The following is a 16,476-nucleotide window of genomic DNA, read 5'->3' on the forward strand; positions in this document are numbered from 1 at the left end:
TTCCATCAAGTGTGTTATATGATAAAATTAATAAAAAAAGATTTCTTACACCTTAGTTTTGATGTTAAATTTGAGAAATTGTAGTAGAACTACGAATTGATATTCAGAACAAAAGACTTAATTGTTAAAAAGAATAAGTAGCTGAATAGCGGATTTGAATGCTTTAATCGAAAAATTTTTAAAGCATGTCCCGTCCTGAAAATTCGATACAGATTATAGGACCAGACAAATCAATATTATTCATACAAAAAAACCGCCCATTAAGGCGGTTAAATATCATAAATTTGGTTTTACCAATTCTTATCAATCATATAAATCAATTGCGTCATAGCAACCGCTCCTAGAAGAAGCTCTCGGCGGTTAACCTTTTCAAACGTGTCTTGTTCGGTATGATGAATGTCGAAATAACGTTGAGAATCAGGAACTAGTTCAGCTGTTGGAACTCCCATGTCATGAAGTGGATAGATATCTGTTCCTGAATATTTTCCTTGAAAATCATAGACTCCATACGGTAAAAATAAACCAGACCAGCTTTTAATCTCATTTCTTTTGGTGTCATCCATTTCCAGGGAAATTCCTCGTGGCGTAAAACCTCCGGCATCCGTTTCTATTGCAAACAGGTGTTTTTCATTATTTTCTTTGGCTGTTTTACCATATTGAATTCCACCTTTTACACCGTTTTCTTCATTCGCGAAGCAAACTACTCGTATCGTATGGTTATTTTGAATTCCTAATTTCTTGAAGGTTCGTAGCACTTCAATACTCTGTACGATTCCGGCACCGTCATCATGGGCGCCTTCACCTACATCCCAAGAATCTAAATGTCCACCTACAACGATTACACTTTTATCTTTTTTCCCTGTGATCTCGCCGATAACAGAGTGGGAGAGTTTATCGGGTTTCATCCCGCAATTGGAATTGAGTTTTGCGGAAATTGTTTGACTTTTTAAAAGTTTTTCCAATTCATCTGCCGTGGTATTTCCGATGGCAACTGCAGGAATTTTATTAATCTTATCTTCGTAACGCATGGCACCTGTGTGAGGCACATCATCAAAAGCAGAAGAAAGGGAACGGATAATTGCGAATTTACCTCCTTTTTTGGCGGTTAATGTAGCTGCATTCACTCTGTATTTAGCTGCATCACTATATCCTTTAAAAGTCTCTACAAAAGACTGGCTGAAAGGGTAGTTAAAGAAAACGATCTTATCTTTTACTTTTTCAGCGGGAAGACTTTCGTATTCTGCCATAGATTTTACCATGATAATATCTCCGGAAACATCTTTTCCGCCTGTTCCTTCAGAATTCCCTAAAGAAAGCATTTTAAGGCTTTTCCATGTTCCGTTGGAGGTTTTGATCTGTAAAGATTCTTTCCCTCTTTCCCAGACTGGGACCATTACTTCCTGAAGCCAAACTTTATCAGCTCCTGCCTCTTTCAGTTTTTGTGCAGCCCATTTTACGGCTTTTTCATAAGATTCGGAGCCACTTAAACGGTGACCAATATTTTTAGTTAAATCCCTTAATTCCGTGTAGCCTTTTCCGTTGTTTAAAATCTCTACAGAGATTTTATTAAATTGTATTGAGTCTTCTTCTACCTGACCAAAAACGGTCAAGCTAAGAAGTAATAATGATGTTCCTAATAGTTTTTTCATTTTACCAATTTTTATCAATCATAAAAATCATTTGAGTCATGGCCACTGCGCCTAAAAGAAGTTCTCTTTTGTTTACTTTATCGTAGGTGTCTTCAACCGAGTGATGATAATCAAAATATCTTTGGGTATCTACTACCATTTCTGCCAAAGGGATATCCAGTTTTTTCAAAGGAGAAATATCCTGAATAGCATCCATTTGATCAAAATCATAAATGCCATAAGGAAGGAAATAGCTTTTCCAGTCAAATATCAACCTCCTTCTTTGAGGAGACATATCTAATGCAAAACCTCTTGGCGAATATCCTCCTGCATCGGTCCCTAAAGCGAAAATATGTTTTTCATCTCTTTTTTTAACATAGGCTGCGTACATTTCACGGCCTTGTCCGCCATTTTCACTATTGGCATACAGCACCACTCGGATGGTATGGTTATTTTCAAAGCCTAATGCTTTTAATGTTCTCAATACTTCAATACACTGAACAACTCCGGTTCCGTCATCATGAGCACCTTCAGCAAAATCCCAAGAGTCGAGTTGAGCTCCCAAAACAATGACTTTAGAATCTTTTTTACCTTGAATTTCGGCAATAATATTCGGATTGGTGGTATCGCCTTTTGATTCGGCAGACATGTTGAGTTTTGCGGTTACTTTCTGCTTTTTTAGTAATTTTTCCAGTTCATCTGCAGATTTTACGCCAATAGATAGTGCAGGAATTTTTACTTTATCATCAGGTTCGTAATACACCATTTTTGCATGAGGTGTATCATTGGATGCGGTGGTTAATGATCTTATAATTAAAGCTTTTGCTCCTGTTTTAGAAATAACAGAAGCTGAAATTAACTTTGATTTTGCAGTAATTAAATACGAATTACTTGTATTAATGATTTTGGGATCTATCGGAAGGTTTACGAAAACAATTTTGTCTTTTAACTGTCCAATAGATAGAGCGTTAAGTTCAGAAGTAGTGTTGATTTGAACAATCTCACCCACAAGATCTTTTCCTCCGGTTCCTTCAGAATTTCCAAAAGAAAGCATCTGAATGTTTTTCCAATCTCCATTACCTGATTTTATTTGCAAAGATTCTTTTCCTCTTATCCAAACCGGAACTTTTACTTCCTGTCTCCATATCATTTCAATGCCCGCTTCTTTAAGCTTTTTTTCTGCCCATTCTACAGCCTTTATATATCCCGGAGTAGCACTGAAACGAGATCCAACTCCTTTGGTAAGCTCTCCAAGATTTTCGTAGGCGGTACCGTTAGCCATAATCTCATCAGAGATTTTTTTAAACTCATCGGTATAGTTTAATTTCGTAACGATTCCTTTTTTGACAATCTTTTTTTGAGGTTTTTTTTGAGAAAATAAAAATCCACTCAAAAAGAGTGGAAGTATGATAATGAATATTTTTTTCATTTTTTTATTTACCTTTTCTTTTCCGTGCATAAAAGTAGGGAAAAAATAAGAATATTTTATTGTTTCATGTCGTACATTAACAAGGCTGTAACCAATTTAGGTTCAATGAATGTACATTTTGGAGGCATGCTTAATTTCAGATCTGAAATTTTGATCATATCATTAAAGCTTACCGGATAAATTCCGAAGCCTACACGTCCTTCTCCGCTGTCTATTTTTTCTTTTAAGATATTGATTCCCTGAATGTTTGAGGTTCCTTTTACATAAGATATTTTATCTGAACTATCTGGATCATCAATTTTTAAAATACTCTTAAAAATATATTTATCAATAAGATGGTGGTCTAGATTATCCAACGACATCTCTTGAGAACGAAGCTCATGTTTTACGTGAAGAGAATAGAATTTACCATCCAGATACATCGAAATGTGGAATTTTTGAGAAGGATAATATGCCGTTCCATCTTTCTCGTGAATTAGAAAATATTTTTCTAATTGCTGTAAAAAATCTGCTGTTTCTAAATTGTTAAGATCGCTTACAATTCTGTTGTAATCGTGAATTTTAATAGACTGGTTGGAAACTATAAAACTGTACACAAAGTTATACGCTTCTGTACCATTATGTCTTTTATTTTTGTCTTTATGATATTTAGCATTCAATGCAGTAGAACCAATTCTATGATGTCCGTCCGCAATATAAAATGCGTCAATCTGATCAATAACTTCTTTGAATTGTTGTAATTTCAGACGGTTATCAATTCTCCAGATCTTGTGTCTAATGCCTATGGTATCCACATGATTGAAAATCGGAACATTTTTCTCTTCATGATTCATCAATAATTCTATCTTTGAATTAGAAGGGTAGGTAAGCAATACAGGTTCTGCCTGCAAGTTTACTTTTTCAAGATAATGCGCCAATTTCTCTTTCTTCTGAGGAATGGTACTTTCATGTCTTTTGATTTTTCCGCTCCAGAAATCCTCAATGCTTGCTAAACCAAGCAGACCTCTAAAGATCTGTTTATTAGGGTAAATTTGTTCATAAAGGTAATATGCCGAACTATCCTGAACCAATTTTTTATCTTCCAATAATTCTTCAAAAGTAGAACGGATCTTCCTTAGATTTCGGTCAATATCTTTAGATTTACTTACAACATAAGGTTTGATCATGTTGATGTAAGTATTTTCAACTTGAGCTTTCTCTGCGATTTCTTCCTGCGTAAAATTATCAAGAGGATGCGTAGGGAAAGTGCTCTCAAAGTCTTTGTGAGGTCTTATTCCGCGAAATGGTTTAAAAATAGGCATATTTTATTTTATAGTTTCTTTTTGTAGCTTAATAATTTGTTCTGCAAGTTCCAGTCCAATCTTTTCCTGAGCATCAACAGTGTTGCCTCCAACATGAGGAGAAAGAGATAATGCCGGGTTCATCAATAAAGGTAACTCGGGGGTAGGTTCATTTTCAAAAACGTCTAAGGCTGCACCGGCTACTTTTTCTGATTCAATAAAATCAATTAAAGCAACTTCATTCATCACGCCACCTCTTGCAGTATTCACAATATAAACACCGTCTTTCATTTTCTCAAACTGTTCGGTGTCTATGATATATTCGTTTGTTTTTGACGTGTTAATGCTAATGAAATCAGTGTCTTTATAGAAAGCATCTGAGTCATTCGTTGAAGTGATTTCAAAGTTGACCGTCTGTCCGTCAAAAAAGTCTAGGGTAAGCACTTTTGTTTTGGGTTTTCTGGTAAGTACTTTGATTTTCATTCCCAATGCAATTCCCATCTTCACCACTTCCTGACCAATACTTCCGAAGCCGATAACTCCTAAAGTTTTACCGGAAAGTTCATACGCATTGCTGAAAGATTTTTTCATCGCATTGAAATGCGTTTCTCCTTCCAATGGCATCAGTCTGTTGGATTCGTGAAGGAATCTTGCCAGTGAAAAGAAATGGCCAAAAACCAATTCTGCCACCGATTTTGAAGAGGCAGCAGGTGTATTGATTACTTTAATGCCTTTACTTTGAGCATATTCAACATCAATATTATCCATCCCGATACCGCCTCTTCCAATGATTTGAAGATTCGGACAAGCATCGATCATATCTTGCTTTACTTTCGTTGCACTTCTTACCAAAAGGACATCCACATTATTTTCGTTGATAAAATTAATAACGTGATCTTGGGCAACTCGGTTGTCCAAAATTTCAATTCCTGCATCTTGCAATGCTTTTCGTCCTGCTTCGGAAATTCCGTCGTTAGCTAAAACTTTCATATGATTGGTTTCTCAATGTGCAAATGTAACAATTTAGCATTTATATAAAAGTCAATGATAAATTGTTACCCTGCTATGTTTTTTTATTTATATAGATTTCATTACGTCTACCAATACCTGTACACTTTCAATTGGTAAGGCATTGTATAAACTTGCTCTGTATCCTCCTAAGCTTCTGTGTCCGTTTAATCCGCTGATTCCGGCAGCTTTCCAGGCATTGTCGAACGCTTCTTTTTTACTTTCGTCTGTTATCTTGAAAGAAACATTCATCAAAGAACGGTCTTCTTTTACACAAAACGTCTCAAATAACGGATTACTGTCGATTTCATCGTATAAAAGTTTTGCTTTTGCTTCGTTTCTTGCCTCAGCAGCAGCAATTCCTCCATGTTTTTCTAAATACTGTAAAGTCAATAAAGACGCATACACAGGGAAAACGGGTGGCGTATTATACATAGATTCTTTTGAAATATGCTGAGAGTAATCTAAAATAGACAACATATTTTCTCTTCCTGTTTTTCCAAGGATCTCTTTTTTGATGACCACTAAGGTAACACCTGCCGGTCCCATGTTTTTCTGAGCTCCTGCATAGATCAAATCAAATTTAGAGAAATCCAATTGTCTTGAGAAAATATCAGAACTCATGTCACAAACCATTAAAGTATCTACTTCCGGGAAAGACTTCATTTGAGTTCCGTAAATGGTATTATTTGAAGTACAGTGGAAATAATCGTATTCTGAACCTACAGTATAATCTTTAGGAACGAAAGTATAGTTTTCTTCTTTTGAAGAACCTACAACATCCACATCACCTAACTTTTTTGCTTCCTTGATGGCTCCTGCAGCCCAAGTTCCTGTATTTAAGTAAGCTGCTTTTCCTCCAACTTTTAATAAATTGTAAGGAACCATTGCAAATTGCAAACTAGCACCTCCTCCTAAATACAAAACCTCATACTCATCACCAAGGTTCATTAATCTTTTTACAATCGCACGCGCTTCATCCATCACCGCTACGAAATCTTTGCTTCTGTGAGAGATCTCAAGAAGAGATAAACCAATACCGTTAAAATCTAAAATAGCTTCTGCTGATTTTTCGAATACCTCTTGTGGTAAAATACATGGTCCTGCGCTGAAGTTGTGCTTTTTGCTCATATTTTTATTTTTTTTGGTTTTTACAAGAACTTTCGTACTTGCACTTTGATTTTACGATCTTAATTTAGATTTTTGAAATATTTGGTTAAAAAAACCGTCTCATACTGGCTGAGACGGCGTTTTTTATTCACCGTGTAAAAATGCTTTTTTATTAAGCAAGGCTTCTTCAGATTCTACATGATCTTCATCTGGAACACAGCAATCTACTGGGCAAACCGCTGCACACTGTGGCTCTTCATGGAATCCTTTGCATTCCGTACACTTATCTGTTACAATAAAATAAACATCATCATTCACAGGCTCTTGTGGTGCATCTGCATCCACTGTAAGTCCTGATGGCAATGTGACAGTACCTTTAAGCTCAGTACCCTCGGAAGCTTTCCAATCTACTGCTCCTTCATATATTGCATTATTGGGACACTCTGGTTCGCAGGCCCCGCAATTAATGCATTCATCAGTTATTTTAATAGCCATCGCTAATTTTTTTTAAATTTGCACAAAATTACAAAATATTCCCCAATTTTACAGTAATTATGAATATCGAAAATCAAGTTTTAGGACTTATTAACCTAAGTAGTTGGATAAAAGAGTTTTTAGCAAAAAATTCAGCAGAGTATAATGAGAATGATTCTGATTTTGAATTATTATTAAGAAAGTCTGAAATGGAAAACCCTTGGTTTACCATTGATAATCAGAAATTTGCTTTACAGCAATGGTCGGATCTGCTCACGGAAGAAAATATAAAGAATTGGATTAAGGAGTATTCTGTCTCTAAAACAACAAAAAGAGTAGGGTTAATCTTAGCCGGGAACATTCCTTTGGTGGGATTCCATGATGTGATTTCTGTGGTATTGAGCAATCATATTCCTGTTATTAAACTATCTTCAAAAGACCGATTGATGGTTCCTTTTTTATTGGAAAAATGGAAAGAGCTTTCTGTTGATAATGTTGATTATGAGTTTGTTGAAAGATTAGAAAACTTTGATGCAGTAATTGCAACAGGAAGTAATAATACGGCAAGATATCTAGAGTATTATTTTAAAAATCACCTTAATATTATCCGTAAAAACAGAACTTCGATTGCCGTTTTAAAAGGCGATGAAACGGTGGATGAATTGAAACTTTTGGCTCATGATATTTTCCAATATTTCGGGTTGGGTTGCAGGAATGTAACGAGAATTTTAATTCCGCATGATTTTGTAATTGATAGATTGTTTGAAAGTTTTATTGGTTTTCAGGATATTATCAATCATAATAAATATGCGAACAATTATGAATACAACAGAGCAGTTTATCTTTTAAATCAGGATAAATTCTGGGATAATAATTTCGTGATGATGAAAGAAGATGATAAATTGTTCAGCCCGCTTTCTGTTATTAATTTCAGCAGATATTCTTCCTTGGATGATGTTAAAAGTTTTATTGCTGAAAATGAAGAGAATATTCAATGTATTGTGGCTAAAGAAGAACTTGGTTTAGATTCTGTGTATTTCGGTGAAGCGCAAAATCCAGGGTTGGATACATATGCAGATAATGTGGATACAATGAAATTTTTAGAAGTAATTTAATTCTTCGTATCTTCAATATAATTACACTCAATCAAGAAATTTATGAAAAAAGCAATTTTAATCCTTTCTGTTCTTACGGCACAGTTCTTTTTTTCGCAGAAAGTAAAAAGTCTAACCATAAAGGAGGCTAAAACAACAGAGCAAAAGCTTGAACTAAGCAAAGAGAAAAAAGAATTGTTCAATGGAAAGTTCATGCAGTTTATCAGCGCGTTGAAAGCTTCTGACAGAAAAGGAATGGATGCCTTGCTTTCAGATAAATCAAGACAAGTTGTTACTGATAAAGTGTATAAAAAGCTATCGGAAGATATTGATCCCAATAAAAAGCTTGAGATCTTTAAAACAGGCTATAAATCTTTGGTGAATGGAGGTAATTTTCCTATGATTCAGTATAAATATGTGGACGATAAGTCTCAGGATCCAAAAGAAATTATTACCGCTGTTTTTGAAGAAGACGGAAAGATCTTAGGGATTAAGCCTTATAAGGCTGGGAAATAAATTAAATTTTAATTATATTTAAACAAAAAATATAAACTATGATGACAGATGTTTTAGTAGCTCAATCTACAGACGTAGAAAAGGCTAGTTTTTACAAGAAAACGTATTTACACGTTGCTTTGGCGATTCTCGCATTTATCGGGGTTGAAGCAGTTTTATTGAAAGTAGTACCAGAGCAACTAATTGTTGCAATGTTTGCGCAAAGATTTGCTTGGTTGTTGATTATCGGGGTATTTTGGTTGGCTTCAGTGCTGGCTGCAAAATGGTCGCTTTCACAAAGCAAATCAACGCAGTATATGGGACTTGGATTTTATGTTTTGCTTGAAGCTGTTATTTTCTTACCGCTAATTTATATTGCAATGGTGTATTCCGGAGCGCAAGTGATTTTCCAAGCAGCAACATTAACGGTTGCTATGTTTGCGGGAATTTCAGCGGTTGCTTTTACTTCTAAAAGAGACTTTTCTTTTTTAAGAAATATCATCGTTATTGGTGGATTTATTGCGCTAGGATTAATTGTTGCCGGAATGATTTTCGGTTTCAATCTTGGGCTTTGGTTCTCGGTAGGAATGGTAATATTGGCTTCTGCAACTATTTTATATCAAACAAGTAAGCTTAAAGATTCTTACGCGACCAATCAATATGTGGGAGCTTCGTTACAGCTTTTTGCTTCTATTATGTTGTTGTTCTGGTATATCTTAAGTATTTTGATGAGCAGAAGAAGCTAATTTAAAATAAAGAAATTTTATAAACCCAAAAAATCCTGATGTCTTTTCATCGGGATTTTATTTTTGGTGGTTTAAACACAAATGACACTAATAGTTTTCACAAATGAGCACTAACAATTTGTGTTTTTCGTGATAAAAATTTGAGGCATTAGTGTTTAAGTTTTATTTATCAATCGATCCTAAAACCTTTTGAGCAAAAGAGTTTAAAGCATCTTTTTCGCTCATTCCGTTTTGAACGTTTGCGTGAACTTCCAATGCTCCACAGATGTTTGTAATTAGCTCACCTGCAACATTTAAGTCCTCTTCACTTGTTCCTCTGAATTCACTGAAACTTTCTAAAACTTCTAAAGTTTTTTCAAGATTTTCAGGCGTTTGATTTTGGTAAAATTGTCTTATTACGGGTAACTTCATTATGCTAATTCATTAAAAAGGTTAATTAAACTTTCAGCTTGGTTAGATTGAACCTGATTTACCAATTCACCATTTTTGAAGATCGCAAAAGTAGGTAAATTGTCAACTTTAGCTAATTTTCTGCTTTCCGGTAATTTCTCAGCATCTACATAAAGGAAAGGAATGCTGTCATTTTCAGAAGCTAATTTCTTAAATTTTGGCTTCATAATTCTGCAGTTTCCGCACCATGTTGCTCCGTATTGCACCACTACTTTTTCATTGTCTGCTACTATATTTTGTAACGTATCTTCAGTTAATTCTGTATACATAAGTTTATTTTTTAGAATAAAAATAAACAATGTAGCAATCTAATAATTTACCAGTGTAACAATGAGATTCTTCATTTCGTTCAGAATAACAAGAATTGCTACATTGTTAGATTGCTACATTGTTATATTAAGATTAAGGTATTAATTTTTTGCTAAATATTCAGCAGTTGAATTTCTGTCAGCTTTCATTGCATCTTTTCCTTCTTCCCAGTTTGCAGGGCAAACTTCACCATGCTTCTGAACGTGCGTGTAAGCGTCGATTAATCTTAAATATTCTTTTACGTTTCTTCCTAAAGGCATATCGTTTACAGACTCGTGGAAAACTTTTCCAGTTTCGTCAATTAGATAAGTTGCTCTGTAAGTTACGTTAGAACCTGTGAAAACTTCTTCACCTTCTTCATTGTATTCGAAATCCTGATCTACGATTCCTAGTGTATTTGCTAATTGTCTGTGAGTATCAGCTAAAAGTGGGTAAGTTACCCCTTCAATACCTCCGTTATCTTTTGAAACGTTCAACCAAGCAAAGTGTACTTCGTTTGTGTCACAAGAAGCACCAATTACTTTAGTGTTTCTTTTTTCGAATTCACCTAAAGCCTCCTGAAAAGCATGAAGCTCAGTTGGACATACGAAAGTGAAATCTTTTGGATACCAGAACAAAATAACTTTTTGTTGGTTTTTAGTTGTTTCTTCAAAGATGTTGATTCTAAGATCATCACCCATTTCAGACATTGCATCTACCGTTACATTCGGGAATTTTTTTCCTACTAAAGACATAATTTTCTCGTTTTTATATTTAAATTTTCTTTGGCAAAGATAAGATTATTTCATCTATCGAACAATCTTGTTTTGATAAATAAAATCTATAATTGATTTTGATTTGATATAAAGAAAAAAGCTCCGTTTCCAGAGCTTTTCATTTATTTTAGTAACCGAATATTTCGTTTAAATTAAGTTTTTTTACTTCACCTAATTTTTTCATATCCGCTTCATTTACTTTGTCTTGAGAGGCAACTAAACAGTATGTGAAGTTTTTACCTTTCATTTCCTTATCATGGAAGCTGTTAATATCTGTAAACGCTAATTTCGGAGCCAGATCGTAAACATTCTTTCTTATATCGGAGTTGTTTCCAAGCTTTTGCGCTTTCAAGTAAGAGAAGATAATCCCATCCTGCGTTATTCTTTCAGAGGCGATAGATTTTTTCAATCCATTTTTCGCTGTTTCAAATAACTGGTCAGATTTTGGAAGCGTTGTTAAAAGCTCATTCATTGCCAGGGTAGAATCATTGAATTTATCTGCCTGAGTTCCTACATAAGCAGTAACGATATTCTTATCTTCTTTTTTACTAGGAAGCGAGAAATAAGAATACGTAGAATAGGCTAATGCTTTAGATTCTCTAATGGTTTGGAAAACAATAGATCCCATTCCGCCTCCAAAATAGTTATTGAATAAACTTACCGTCGGCGTAATAGAAGAGTTGTACTGTTCTGCGTTTCTTACCCAGAAGATCTCGGCCTGAACCATATCGTAATGAGCAAATAATACTTTGTTTTTATCTGTTGGAACCTGCGTGAAAGTTTTAGACTTCGGTAATTCTTTTAATGTTGCCGGAAGTTTATGAACCGGAGTTAGAGAAGCTACAACTTCATTTCCTGTTTTTGGTCCATAGTACAATACTTTATGTTTGAAATTGAATAAATCATGAAGAACATTAATTAGGTCTTCCGCTTTTAAAGCATCCAACTCAGCATCACTTAATACATTGTTGAATGGGTTCTGAGCGCCATACTGAGCATAGCTTCTCAATCCAGCCATGATTGTGGCTTTATTTTGTTTTGCGTTAGCTCTGGATTTCTTTAGTCTTGTTTTATAAGACTCCAATGCTTTTTGATCTGCCTGAGAGTTTTTAATTAAATCTTCAAATAAAGAAACTGTTTTATCAAAGTTTTCATTTAATCCTTCCAAAGCAACATACGTTTCTTCATTCCCTGTGATTACATTGAAGCTTGAAGCTAACTTGTAAAATTCTTTACTGATAGCCTCTGAAGATTTATCTTTTGTTCCTAAATATTCTAAATACTCTGCTGCTAAAGGAAGAATCTTGTTGTTCCATTTCCCAGAATCAAAATGATAGTACATTCTGAATAGCGCATTATCTGTATTTTTTACAGAAAGTACGTCAATGTTTCCTAATTTATTTTTAGCAATATCTTTATCATAGTTCAACCAAACCGGCGCAATTGCATTTTCCGGCATTTCCTCAACTTTCTTAAGGAATTCTGATTGGTCTTCTCTGTTTACGGAAATCGGAGTAATGGTAGGCTTGTCTACTTTTACAATACTTTTGTCTTCACCTTTTCTTTTATAAATGGCAACATAATTATTGGCCTGAAGATATTTTGAAGCGAAATCCATAATATCTTTTTTTGTAAGCTTTGAGATTTCATCTACATATTCAAGAGATGTTTTATGGTCAATATCAGAAGTGAATTCATCCATCAAGATGCTAGCTCTCGATGAATATTTTTCATCTTTCTGAATGATATTTTTTTTCTCATTATTTACGATCGATTGTACAAGGTCATCAGAAAATTCACCTTTTCTTAATTTGTCAATTTCCTGAAGCAACAGGTTTTTAACTTCATCCAAAGATTGCCCTTCAGTAGGTTTTCCCTGTAATAAAAGAACCGAATAATCTTTTAAAACATATGGAAAAGCATATGCTCCTAATAGCTTCTGTTTTTTAACAAGATCTAGATCAATCAATCCTGCCTGTCCGTTGGTAAGCATGTTTCCAACAAGATTTAATAATCGGGCATCTTTAGTTGTAGCGCCTGGAAATCTGAATCCCATCATCACACTTTCAGGATTTGGTCCCAAAACTTCTTTTATGATAGGAGCTGTAATTGCTTTTTCCTGACCTATATTGTAATTTGGAATTGGCTTCGATTTCATATAAGAAAAAGCCTTGTCGATTTTGGCAATTACTTCATCGGGATTAAAATCTCCCGACATAATAATTCCCATATTATTAGGAACGTAGTAATTGTTAAAATACTCTCTGATTGCTATAAGAGAAGGATTTTTAAGATGCTCGATTGTTCCGATGGTCGTCTGTTTTCCATAGTTGTTATTCGGGAAAAGACTTTCAAACATTTTATCGTAAACTTTATCGTTATCATCATCAAGTGATCTGTTTTTTTCTTCATAAACAGCTTCCAATTCAGTATGAAAAAGCCTTAAGATAGGCTGTCTGAATCTTTCAGATTGCACGGTTAAAAATTTATCTACAACATTCGAAGGGATATCTTCTGTATATACGGTTTGCTCAAAAGAAGTGAAAGCATTACTTCCATCTGCTCCCATATCTGCCATTAATTTATCATACTCGTTGGCAATTGCAAATTTTGAAGCCTCTCCTGAAACTTTATCAATTTCTTTGTAGATTTCTTTTCTTTTTGCCTCGTCTTTAGTTTGATTATATTTCTCATAAAGAGCGTCAATCTTATCTAAAAGCGGTTTTTCTTTTGCCCAGTCTTTAGAACCGAATTTATCTGTTCCTTTGAAAAGCATATGCTCCAAATAATGCGCAAGACCTGTATGATCTGAAGGGTCGGTTTTGCTTCCAGCTTTTGTTGCAATATAAGTCTGGATTCTTGGATCTTTACTTGTTGGACTTAAAATTACCGTTAACCCATTTTGTAGTTTGTAATATCTTGCAGAAGTGGGATCATTTGTTACGTATTTGTAAGAATATCCGCTAGATTTTGCTTCTTTCCATTGGAAGTCCTGTCCGAAAGCGTAACCTGTAAAACTTGCTGCAGCAATACTTGTGGCTATTGTTATTTTTTTGAAAAAGTTCATTCTTTTACGGGTGGTTATGTTTTAAATGTAATCTGATTAATTGAATTTGCTTAATAATTCTTTAATTCTTCTCATTGCTTCTCTTAAATCATCTTCTGAAGCAGCATAAGAGAATCGGATGCATTCCGGGCTTCCGAATGAAACACCACCTACGCACCCTACATGAGCATTTTCTAAGATAAACATTGCAAAATCATCAGCATCTTTAATTTCTGTTCCATCCAGAGTTTTACCGATGTAATGAGAGATGTCCGGGAAGAAATAAAATGCTGCTTTAGGCAAAAGAACTTTAAAGCCAGGAATTTCCTTCATTAAATCATATACAAGGTTTCTTCTTGTTTTAAAAGCATCAATCATGTATTTGTATTCAGAAGGATCAGTTTTTAAAGCTACAATAGAGGCTCTTTGAGCTACTGTATTTGCGCCGCTCGTCATTTGACCCTGAATTTTTTCGCATGCTTTAGCCAGCCATTCCGGACATGCAGAATAACCGATTCTCCAACCAGTCATCGCGAAAGCTTTTGACATTCCGTTGATCACGGCTGTTTGCTCATATACTTCAGGAAACTGAGCTATAGAAGTTGTTTTTGTTTCGTAGTTGATGTATTCGTAAATTTCATCAGAAATAATCGTAATGTGAGGATATTTAGCAATAACCTGAGCTAAAGATTTCAACTCGTCATATGTATAATAACCACCTGACGGATTACAAGGAGAACTGAATAAAATAGCTTTAGTTTTCTCCGTAATGGCTTCTTCTAATTGCTCTGCAGTAATTTTGAAATCATTAAGATATGATGTGGTGATCATGACAGAATTTCCTCCCATCATTTTTACCATTTCATCATAACTTACCCAGTAAGGAGCGGGAAGCAATACTTCATCACCGTCATTAATGATGGCTGCCAAAACATTAATAATCGCCTGTTTAGCCCCATTAGAAACACAGATTTGTGTGGGTTTATAGTTTAAGTTGTTATCTCTTTTTAATTTGTGAGCAATAGCTTCACGAAGTTCTAAAAATCCCGGAACGGGAGAGTAGTGACTGTAATTTTCATTAATGGCATCAAAAGCTGCTTGTTTTATGTTGTCCGGAACATCGAAATCGGGTTCTCCAAGCGTTAAACTTATTACATCTATTCCATTCGCTTTCATTTCTCTTGCCTTGTTAGACATTACAAAAGTTTGTGAAAAGCCTAGTCTTGTTACTCTATCTGAAAGTTTGCTCATGTAGTATTTTTTGTATTTTAACAAATATATAATAAAAACGTTTTGTCGGGAAATAAAAGTATTTCTATTTTAATGATTTTTATCTAGTTTATTTTTAATAGCGAGATTTAGATTACTACCTATTTGTTAACTTTTTTGACAGTTTTTGTAGCTATAATTAATTTTTAAGCTCAATTATTTATAATTGATGTTTTTTAATTCGGTTTAGAAGTGCAGTTTTATGATTTTGGGGGATTTCAAAATTTGAATAACGCTAATAAAAACTTATTTTTGCCAATTATAATAATTCACATGTCTATATCGTTACTATTAAAATACTTTCCTGATCTTACAGAAACACAGATTGAGCAGTTCACAAAATTGGAAGCACTTTACAATGAGTGGAATGAAAAAATAAACGTGATTTCCCGAAAAGATATGGAATCTCTATATGAAAAACATATTTTACACTCGTTGGGAATCGTAAAAGTGATGGAATTTGCCCCCGGGACTAAAGTTCTGGACATTGGAACCGGTGGTGGTTTTCCTGGGATTCCTTTAGCGATTATGTTTCCTGAAGTTCAATTTACTTTGGTTGATTCTATCGGGAAGAAAATAAGTGTGGTAAATGCAGTTGCAGAAGGAGTTGGACTTACCAATGTAACGGCTATCCACGGAAGAGCAGAAAAAGTAAAAGAAAAATTCCATTTTGTGGTAAGCCGAGCGGTTACTCAAATGCCGGAATTCCTGAGATGGTTGAAAGGGAAATTTGAAAAAGAACAAATCAATACAAAACACAATGGGATTTTATATTTAAAAGGAGGAGACCTTGCAGAGGAACTTGCCGGACTTAAATGTGAGATCTACAATCTTAAAAACTATTTTGATGAAGAATTTTTTGATACTAAAAGAGTAGTTTATCTATCAAAAGGTAATTTTAATTCTTAATTTATAGTAATTAATGAATAATTTTTGCTAATTATGTATTAATAATCAAAAATTGTAAAGTGTTATGAAAAAACTTTTAAAAATTGGGTTTTCAGCAGTAGTTTTAGGATTATTCTTTACTTCTTGTAATGACGAGGATGATTATCAAACCATCGAATCCATAGCTAAAATAAAGATTGATAGTGTAAAAGTGGTGAAAGATACGATGGATGTTTTCACCATACAAAGTATTAAAACATATTCTGCGTATTCTTCACAATGTGAAGGTTTTTACGGGTATGATTATATTTATAATAACAATTTGGCAAGAACAGTTACCGCCTATAAATTTATGACCAGCGGACCTTGTATACAGGGAAATCACGTGGTGGCAAGTCAAATAAATTTTAGTCCACAAAAGATTGGGACATATAGTTTTAAATTCTGGAATGGTGGCAATAACTGGATCACCAAAACAATTGTAGTTCAATAATA

16 protein-coding genes are annotated in these 16,476 nt (G+C 34.4%); 5 read left to right on the plus strand and 11 right to left on the minus strand.

Translation table 11 applies throughout. The annotated features are described in order from the left end of the window. Positions 1–290: 290 nt before the first annotated feature. The 6 genes from BUB80_RS20015 to BUB80_RS20040 form a co-directional block, all read right to left on the minus strand. Complete coding sequence (locus BUB80_RS20015) at positions 291–1,649, minus strand: M20/M25/M40 family metallo-hydrolase (protein ID WP_073296896.1); 1,359 nt, start codon at positions 1,647–1,649, stop codon at positions 291–293. A 1-nt stretch (position 1,650) separates the two neighbouring features. After that, the gene (locus BUB80_RS20020; protein ID WP_083547300.1) at positions 1,651–3,057 is read right to left on the minus strand and encodes a M28 family peptidase; all 1,407 of its coding nucleotides are present in this window, start codon (positions 3,055–3,057) and stop codon (positions 1,651–1,653) included. Positions 3,058–3,113: 56 nt separating this feature from the next. After that, on the minus strand, positions 3,114–4,358 hold the full coding sequence (locus tag BUB80_RS20025) for a DUF1015 domain-containing protein (protein WP_073296899.1): 1,245 nt from the start codon (positions 4,356–4,358) through the stop codon (positions 3,114–3,116). Between the two features lie 3 nt (positions 4,359–4,361). Continuing rightward, positions 4,362–5,327 carry a D-2-hydroxyacid dehydrogenase gene (locus BUB80_RS20030; RefSeq protein WP_073296901.1) on the minus strand — a complete coding sequence of 322 codons (966 nt, stop codon included), beginning with the start codon at positions 5,325–5,327 and terminating at the stop codon, positions 4,362–4,364. Between the two features lie 87 nt (positions 5,328–5,414). Further along, a complete protein-coding gene (gene serC, locus BUB80_RS20035) occupies positions 5,415–6,476 on the minus strand; it encodes a 3-phosphoserine/phosphohydroxythreonine transaminase (protein WP_073296904.1) in 1,062 nt (353 codons plus the stop codon). Between the two features lie 123 nt (positions 6,477–6,599). Continuing rightward, positions 6,600–6,950, minus strand: coding sequence for a 4Fe-4S binding protein (locus tag BUB80_RS20040; RefSeq protein WP_054508722.1), 351 nt, complete (start codon positions 6,948–6,950; stop codon positions 6,600–6,602). A gap of 59 nt (positions 6,951–7,009) precedes the next feature. Here BUB80_RS20040 and BUB80_RS20045 point away from each other — a divergent pair, with 59 nt between their 5' ends. Genes BUB80_RS20045 through BUB80_RS20055 form a run of 3 tightly spaced genes read left to right on the plus strand, consistent with a single transcriptional unit; the run spans position 7,010 to position 9,264 of the window. Continuing rightward, entirely contained in the window at positions 7,010–8,044 is a 1,035-nt protein-coding gene (locus BUB80_RS20045) for an acyl-CoA reductase (RefSeq protein WP_073296906.1), read from the plus strand. A gap of 42 nt (positions 8,045–8,086) precedes the next feature. Beyond that, positions 8,087–8,539 carry a peptidylprolyl isomerase gene (locus BUB80_RS20050; protein WP_073296909.1) on the plus strand — a complete coding sequence of 151 codons (453 nt, stop codon included), beginning with the start codon at positions 8,087–8,089 and terminating at the stop codon, positions 8,537–8,539. A gap of 38 nt (positions 8,540–8,577) precedes the next feature. Next, a complete protein-coding gene (locus BUB80_RS20055; protein WP_139262819.1) occupies positions 8,578–9,264 on the plus strand; it encodes a Bax inhibitor-1/YccA family protein in 687 nt (228 codons plus the stop codon). Between the two features lie 162 nt (positions 9,265–9,426). Here BUB80_RS20055 and BUB80_RS20060 read toward each other — a convergent pair whose 3' ends face one another. The 5 genes from BUB80_RS20060 to BUB80_RS20080 all read right to left on the minus strand — a co-directional run bounded on the left by BUB80_RS20060 (position 9,427) and on the right by BUB80_RS20080 (position 15,075). Beyond that, positions 9,427–9,675 carry a DUF6952 family protein gene (locus BUB80_RS20060; protein ID WP_027375263.1) on the minus strand — a complete coding sequence of 83 codons (249 nt, stop codon included), beginning with the start codon at positions 9,673–9,675 and terminating at the stop codon, positions 9,427–9,429. Beyond that, entirely contained in the window at positions 9,675–9,983 is a 309-nt protein-coding gene (locus BUB80_RS20065; protein WP_054508727.1) for a thioredoxin family protein, read from the minus strand. Before BUB80_RS20065 ends, BUB80_RS20060 begins: the two co-directional genes overlap by 1 nt. A 141-nt stretch (positions 9,984–10,124) precedes the next feature. Beyond that, entirely contained in the window at positions 10,125–10,757 is a 633-nt protein-coding gene (locus BUB80_RS20070) for a peroxiredoxin (protein WP_073296915.1), read from the minus strand. 148 nt (positions 10,758–10,905) lie between these two features. Further along, the gene (locus BUB80_RS20075; protein ID WP_073296918.1) at positions 10,906–13,845 is read right to left on the minus strand and encodes a M16 family metallopeptidase; all 2,940 of its coding nucleotides are present in this window, start codon (positions 13,843–13,845) and stop codon (positions 10,906–10,908) included. A 36-nt stretch (positions 13,846–13,881) separates the two neighbouring features. Beyond that, positions 13,882–15,075, minus strand: coding sequence for a pyridoxal phosphate-dependent aminotransferase (locus BUB80_RS20080; protein WP_073296920.1), 1,194 nt, complete (start codon positions 15,073–15,075; stop codon positions 13,882–13,884). Positions 15,076–15,366: 291 nt separating this feature from the next. Between BUB80_RS20080 and rsmG the strand changes: the two genes are divergently transcribed. Both rsmG and BUB80_RS20090 read left to right on the plus strand, forming a co-directional pair. Then, positions 15,367–16,002 carry a 16S rRNA (guanine(527)-N(7))-methyltransferase RsmG gene (rsmG, locus tag BUB80_RS20085; protein WP_073296923.1) on the plus strand — a complete coding sequence of 212 codons (636 nt, stop codon included), beginning with the start codon at positions 15,367–15,369 and terminating at the stop codon, positions 16,000–16,002. A gap of 64 nt (positions 16,003–16,066) precedes the next feature. Continuing rightward, a complete protein-coding gene (locus tag BUB80_RS20090) occupies positions 16,067–16,474 on the plus strand; it encodes a hypothetical protein (protein WP_073296926.1) in 408 nt (135 codons plus the stop codon). The last annotated feature ends 2 nt before the right edge of the window (positions 16,475–16,476 follow it).

Source organism: Chryseobacterium polytrichastri (genome assembly GCF_900142445.1).
In the GTDB taxonomy this organism is placed as follows: Bacteria; Bacteroidota; Bacteroidia; order Flavobacteriales; family Weeksellaceae; genus Chryseobacterium; species Chryseobacterium polytrichastri.

Excerpts from the sequence above, each read along its gene's own strand:
- BUB80_RS20080 (WP_073296920.1), bottom strand. The coding sequence starts at position 15,075 with ATGAGCAAACTTTCAGATAGAGTAACAAGACTAGGCTTTTCACAAACT.
- BUB80_RS20015 (WP_073296896.1), bottom strand. The coding sequence starts at position 1,649 with ATGAAAAAACTATTAGGAACATCATTATTACTTCTTAGCTTGACCGTT.
- BUB80_RS20090 (WP_073296926.1), top strand. The coding sequence starts at position 16,067 with ATGAAAAAACTTTTAAAAATTGGGTTTTCAGCAGTAGTTTTAGGATTA.
- BUB80_RS20045 (WP_073296906.1), top strand. The coding sequence starts at position 7,010 with ATGAATATCGAAAATCAAGTTTTAGGACTTATTAACCTAAGTAGTTGG.
- BUB80_RS20070 (WP_073296915.1), bottom strand. The coding sequence starts at position 10,757 with ATGTCTTTAGTAGGAAAAAAATTCCCGAATGTAACGGTAGATGCAATG.
- rsmG (WP_073296923.1), top strand. The coding sequence starts at position 15,367 with ATGTCTATATCGTTACTATTAAAATACTTTCCTGATCTTACAGAAACA.
- BUB80_RS20050 (WP_073296909.1), top strand. The coding sequence starts at position 8,087 with ATGAAAAAAGCAATTTTAATCCTTTCTGTTCTTACGGCACAGTTCTTT.
- BUB80_RS20030 (WP_073296901.1), bottom strand. The coding sequence starts at position 5,327 with ATGAAAGTTTTAGCTAACGACGGAATTTCCGAAGCAGGACGAAAAGCA.
- serC (WP_073296904.1), bottom strand. The coding sequence starts at position 6,476 with ATGAGCAAAAAGCACAACTTCAGCGCAGGACCATGTATTTTACCACAA.
- BUB80_RS20075 (WP_073296918.1), bottom strand. The coding sequence starts at position 13,845 with ATGAACTTTTTCAAAAAAATAACAATAGCCACAAGTATTGCTGCAGCA.
- BUB80_RS20020 (WP_083547300.1), bottom strand. The coding sequence starts at position 3,057 with ATGAAAAAAATATTCATTATCATACTTCCACTCTTTTTGAGTGGATTT.
- BUB80_RS20025 (WP_073296899.1), bottom strand. The coding sequence starts at position 4,358 with ATGCCTATTTTTAAACCATTTCGCGGAATAAGACCTCACAAAGACTTT.
- BUB80_RS20055 (WP_139262819.1), top strand. The coding sequence starts at position 8,578 with ATGATGACAGATGTTTTAGTAGCTCAATCTACAGACGTAGAAAAGGCT.
- BUB80_RS20065 (WP_054508727.1), bottom strand. The coding sequence starts at position 9,983 with ATGTATACAGAATTAACTGAAGATACGTTACAAAATATAGTAGCAGAC.
- BUB80_RS20060 (WP_027375263.1), bottom strand. The coding sequence starts at position 9,675 with ATGAAGTTACCCGTAATAAGACAATTTTACCAAAATCAAACGCCTGAA.
- BUB80_RS20040 (WP_054508722.1), bottom strand. The coding sequence starts at position 6,950 with ATGGCTATTAAAATAACTGATGAATGCATTAATTGCGGGGCCTGCGAA.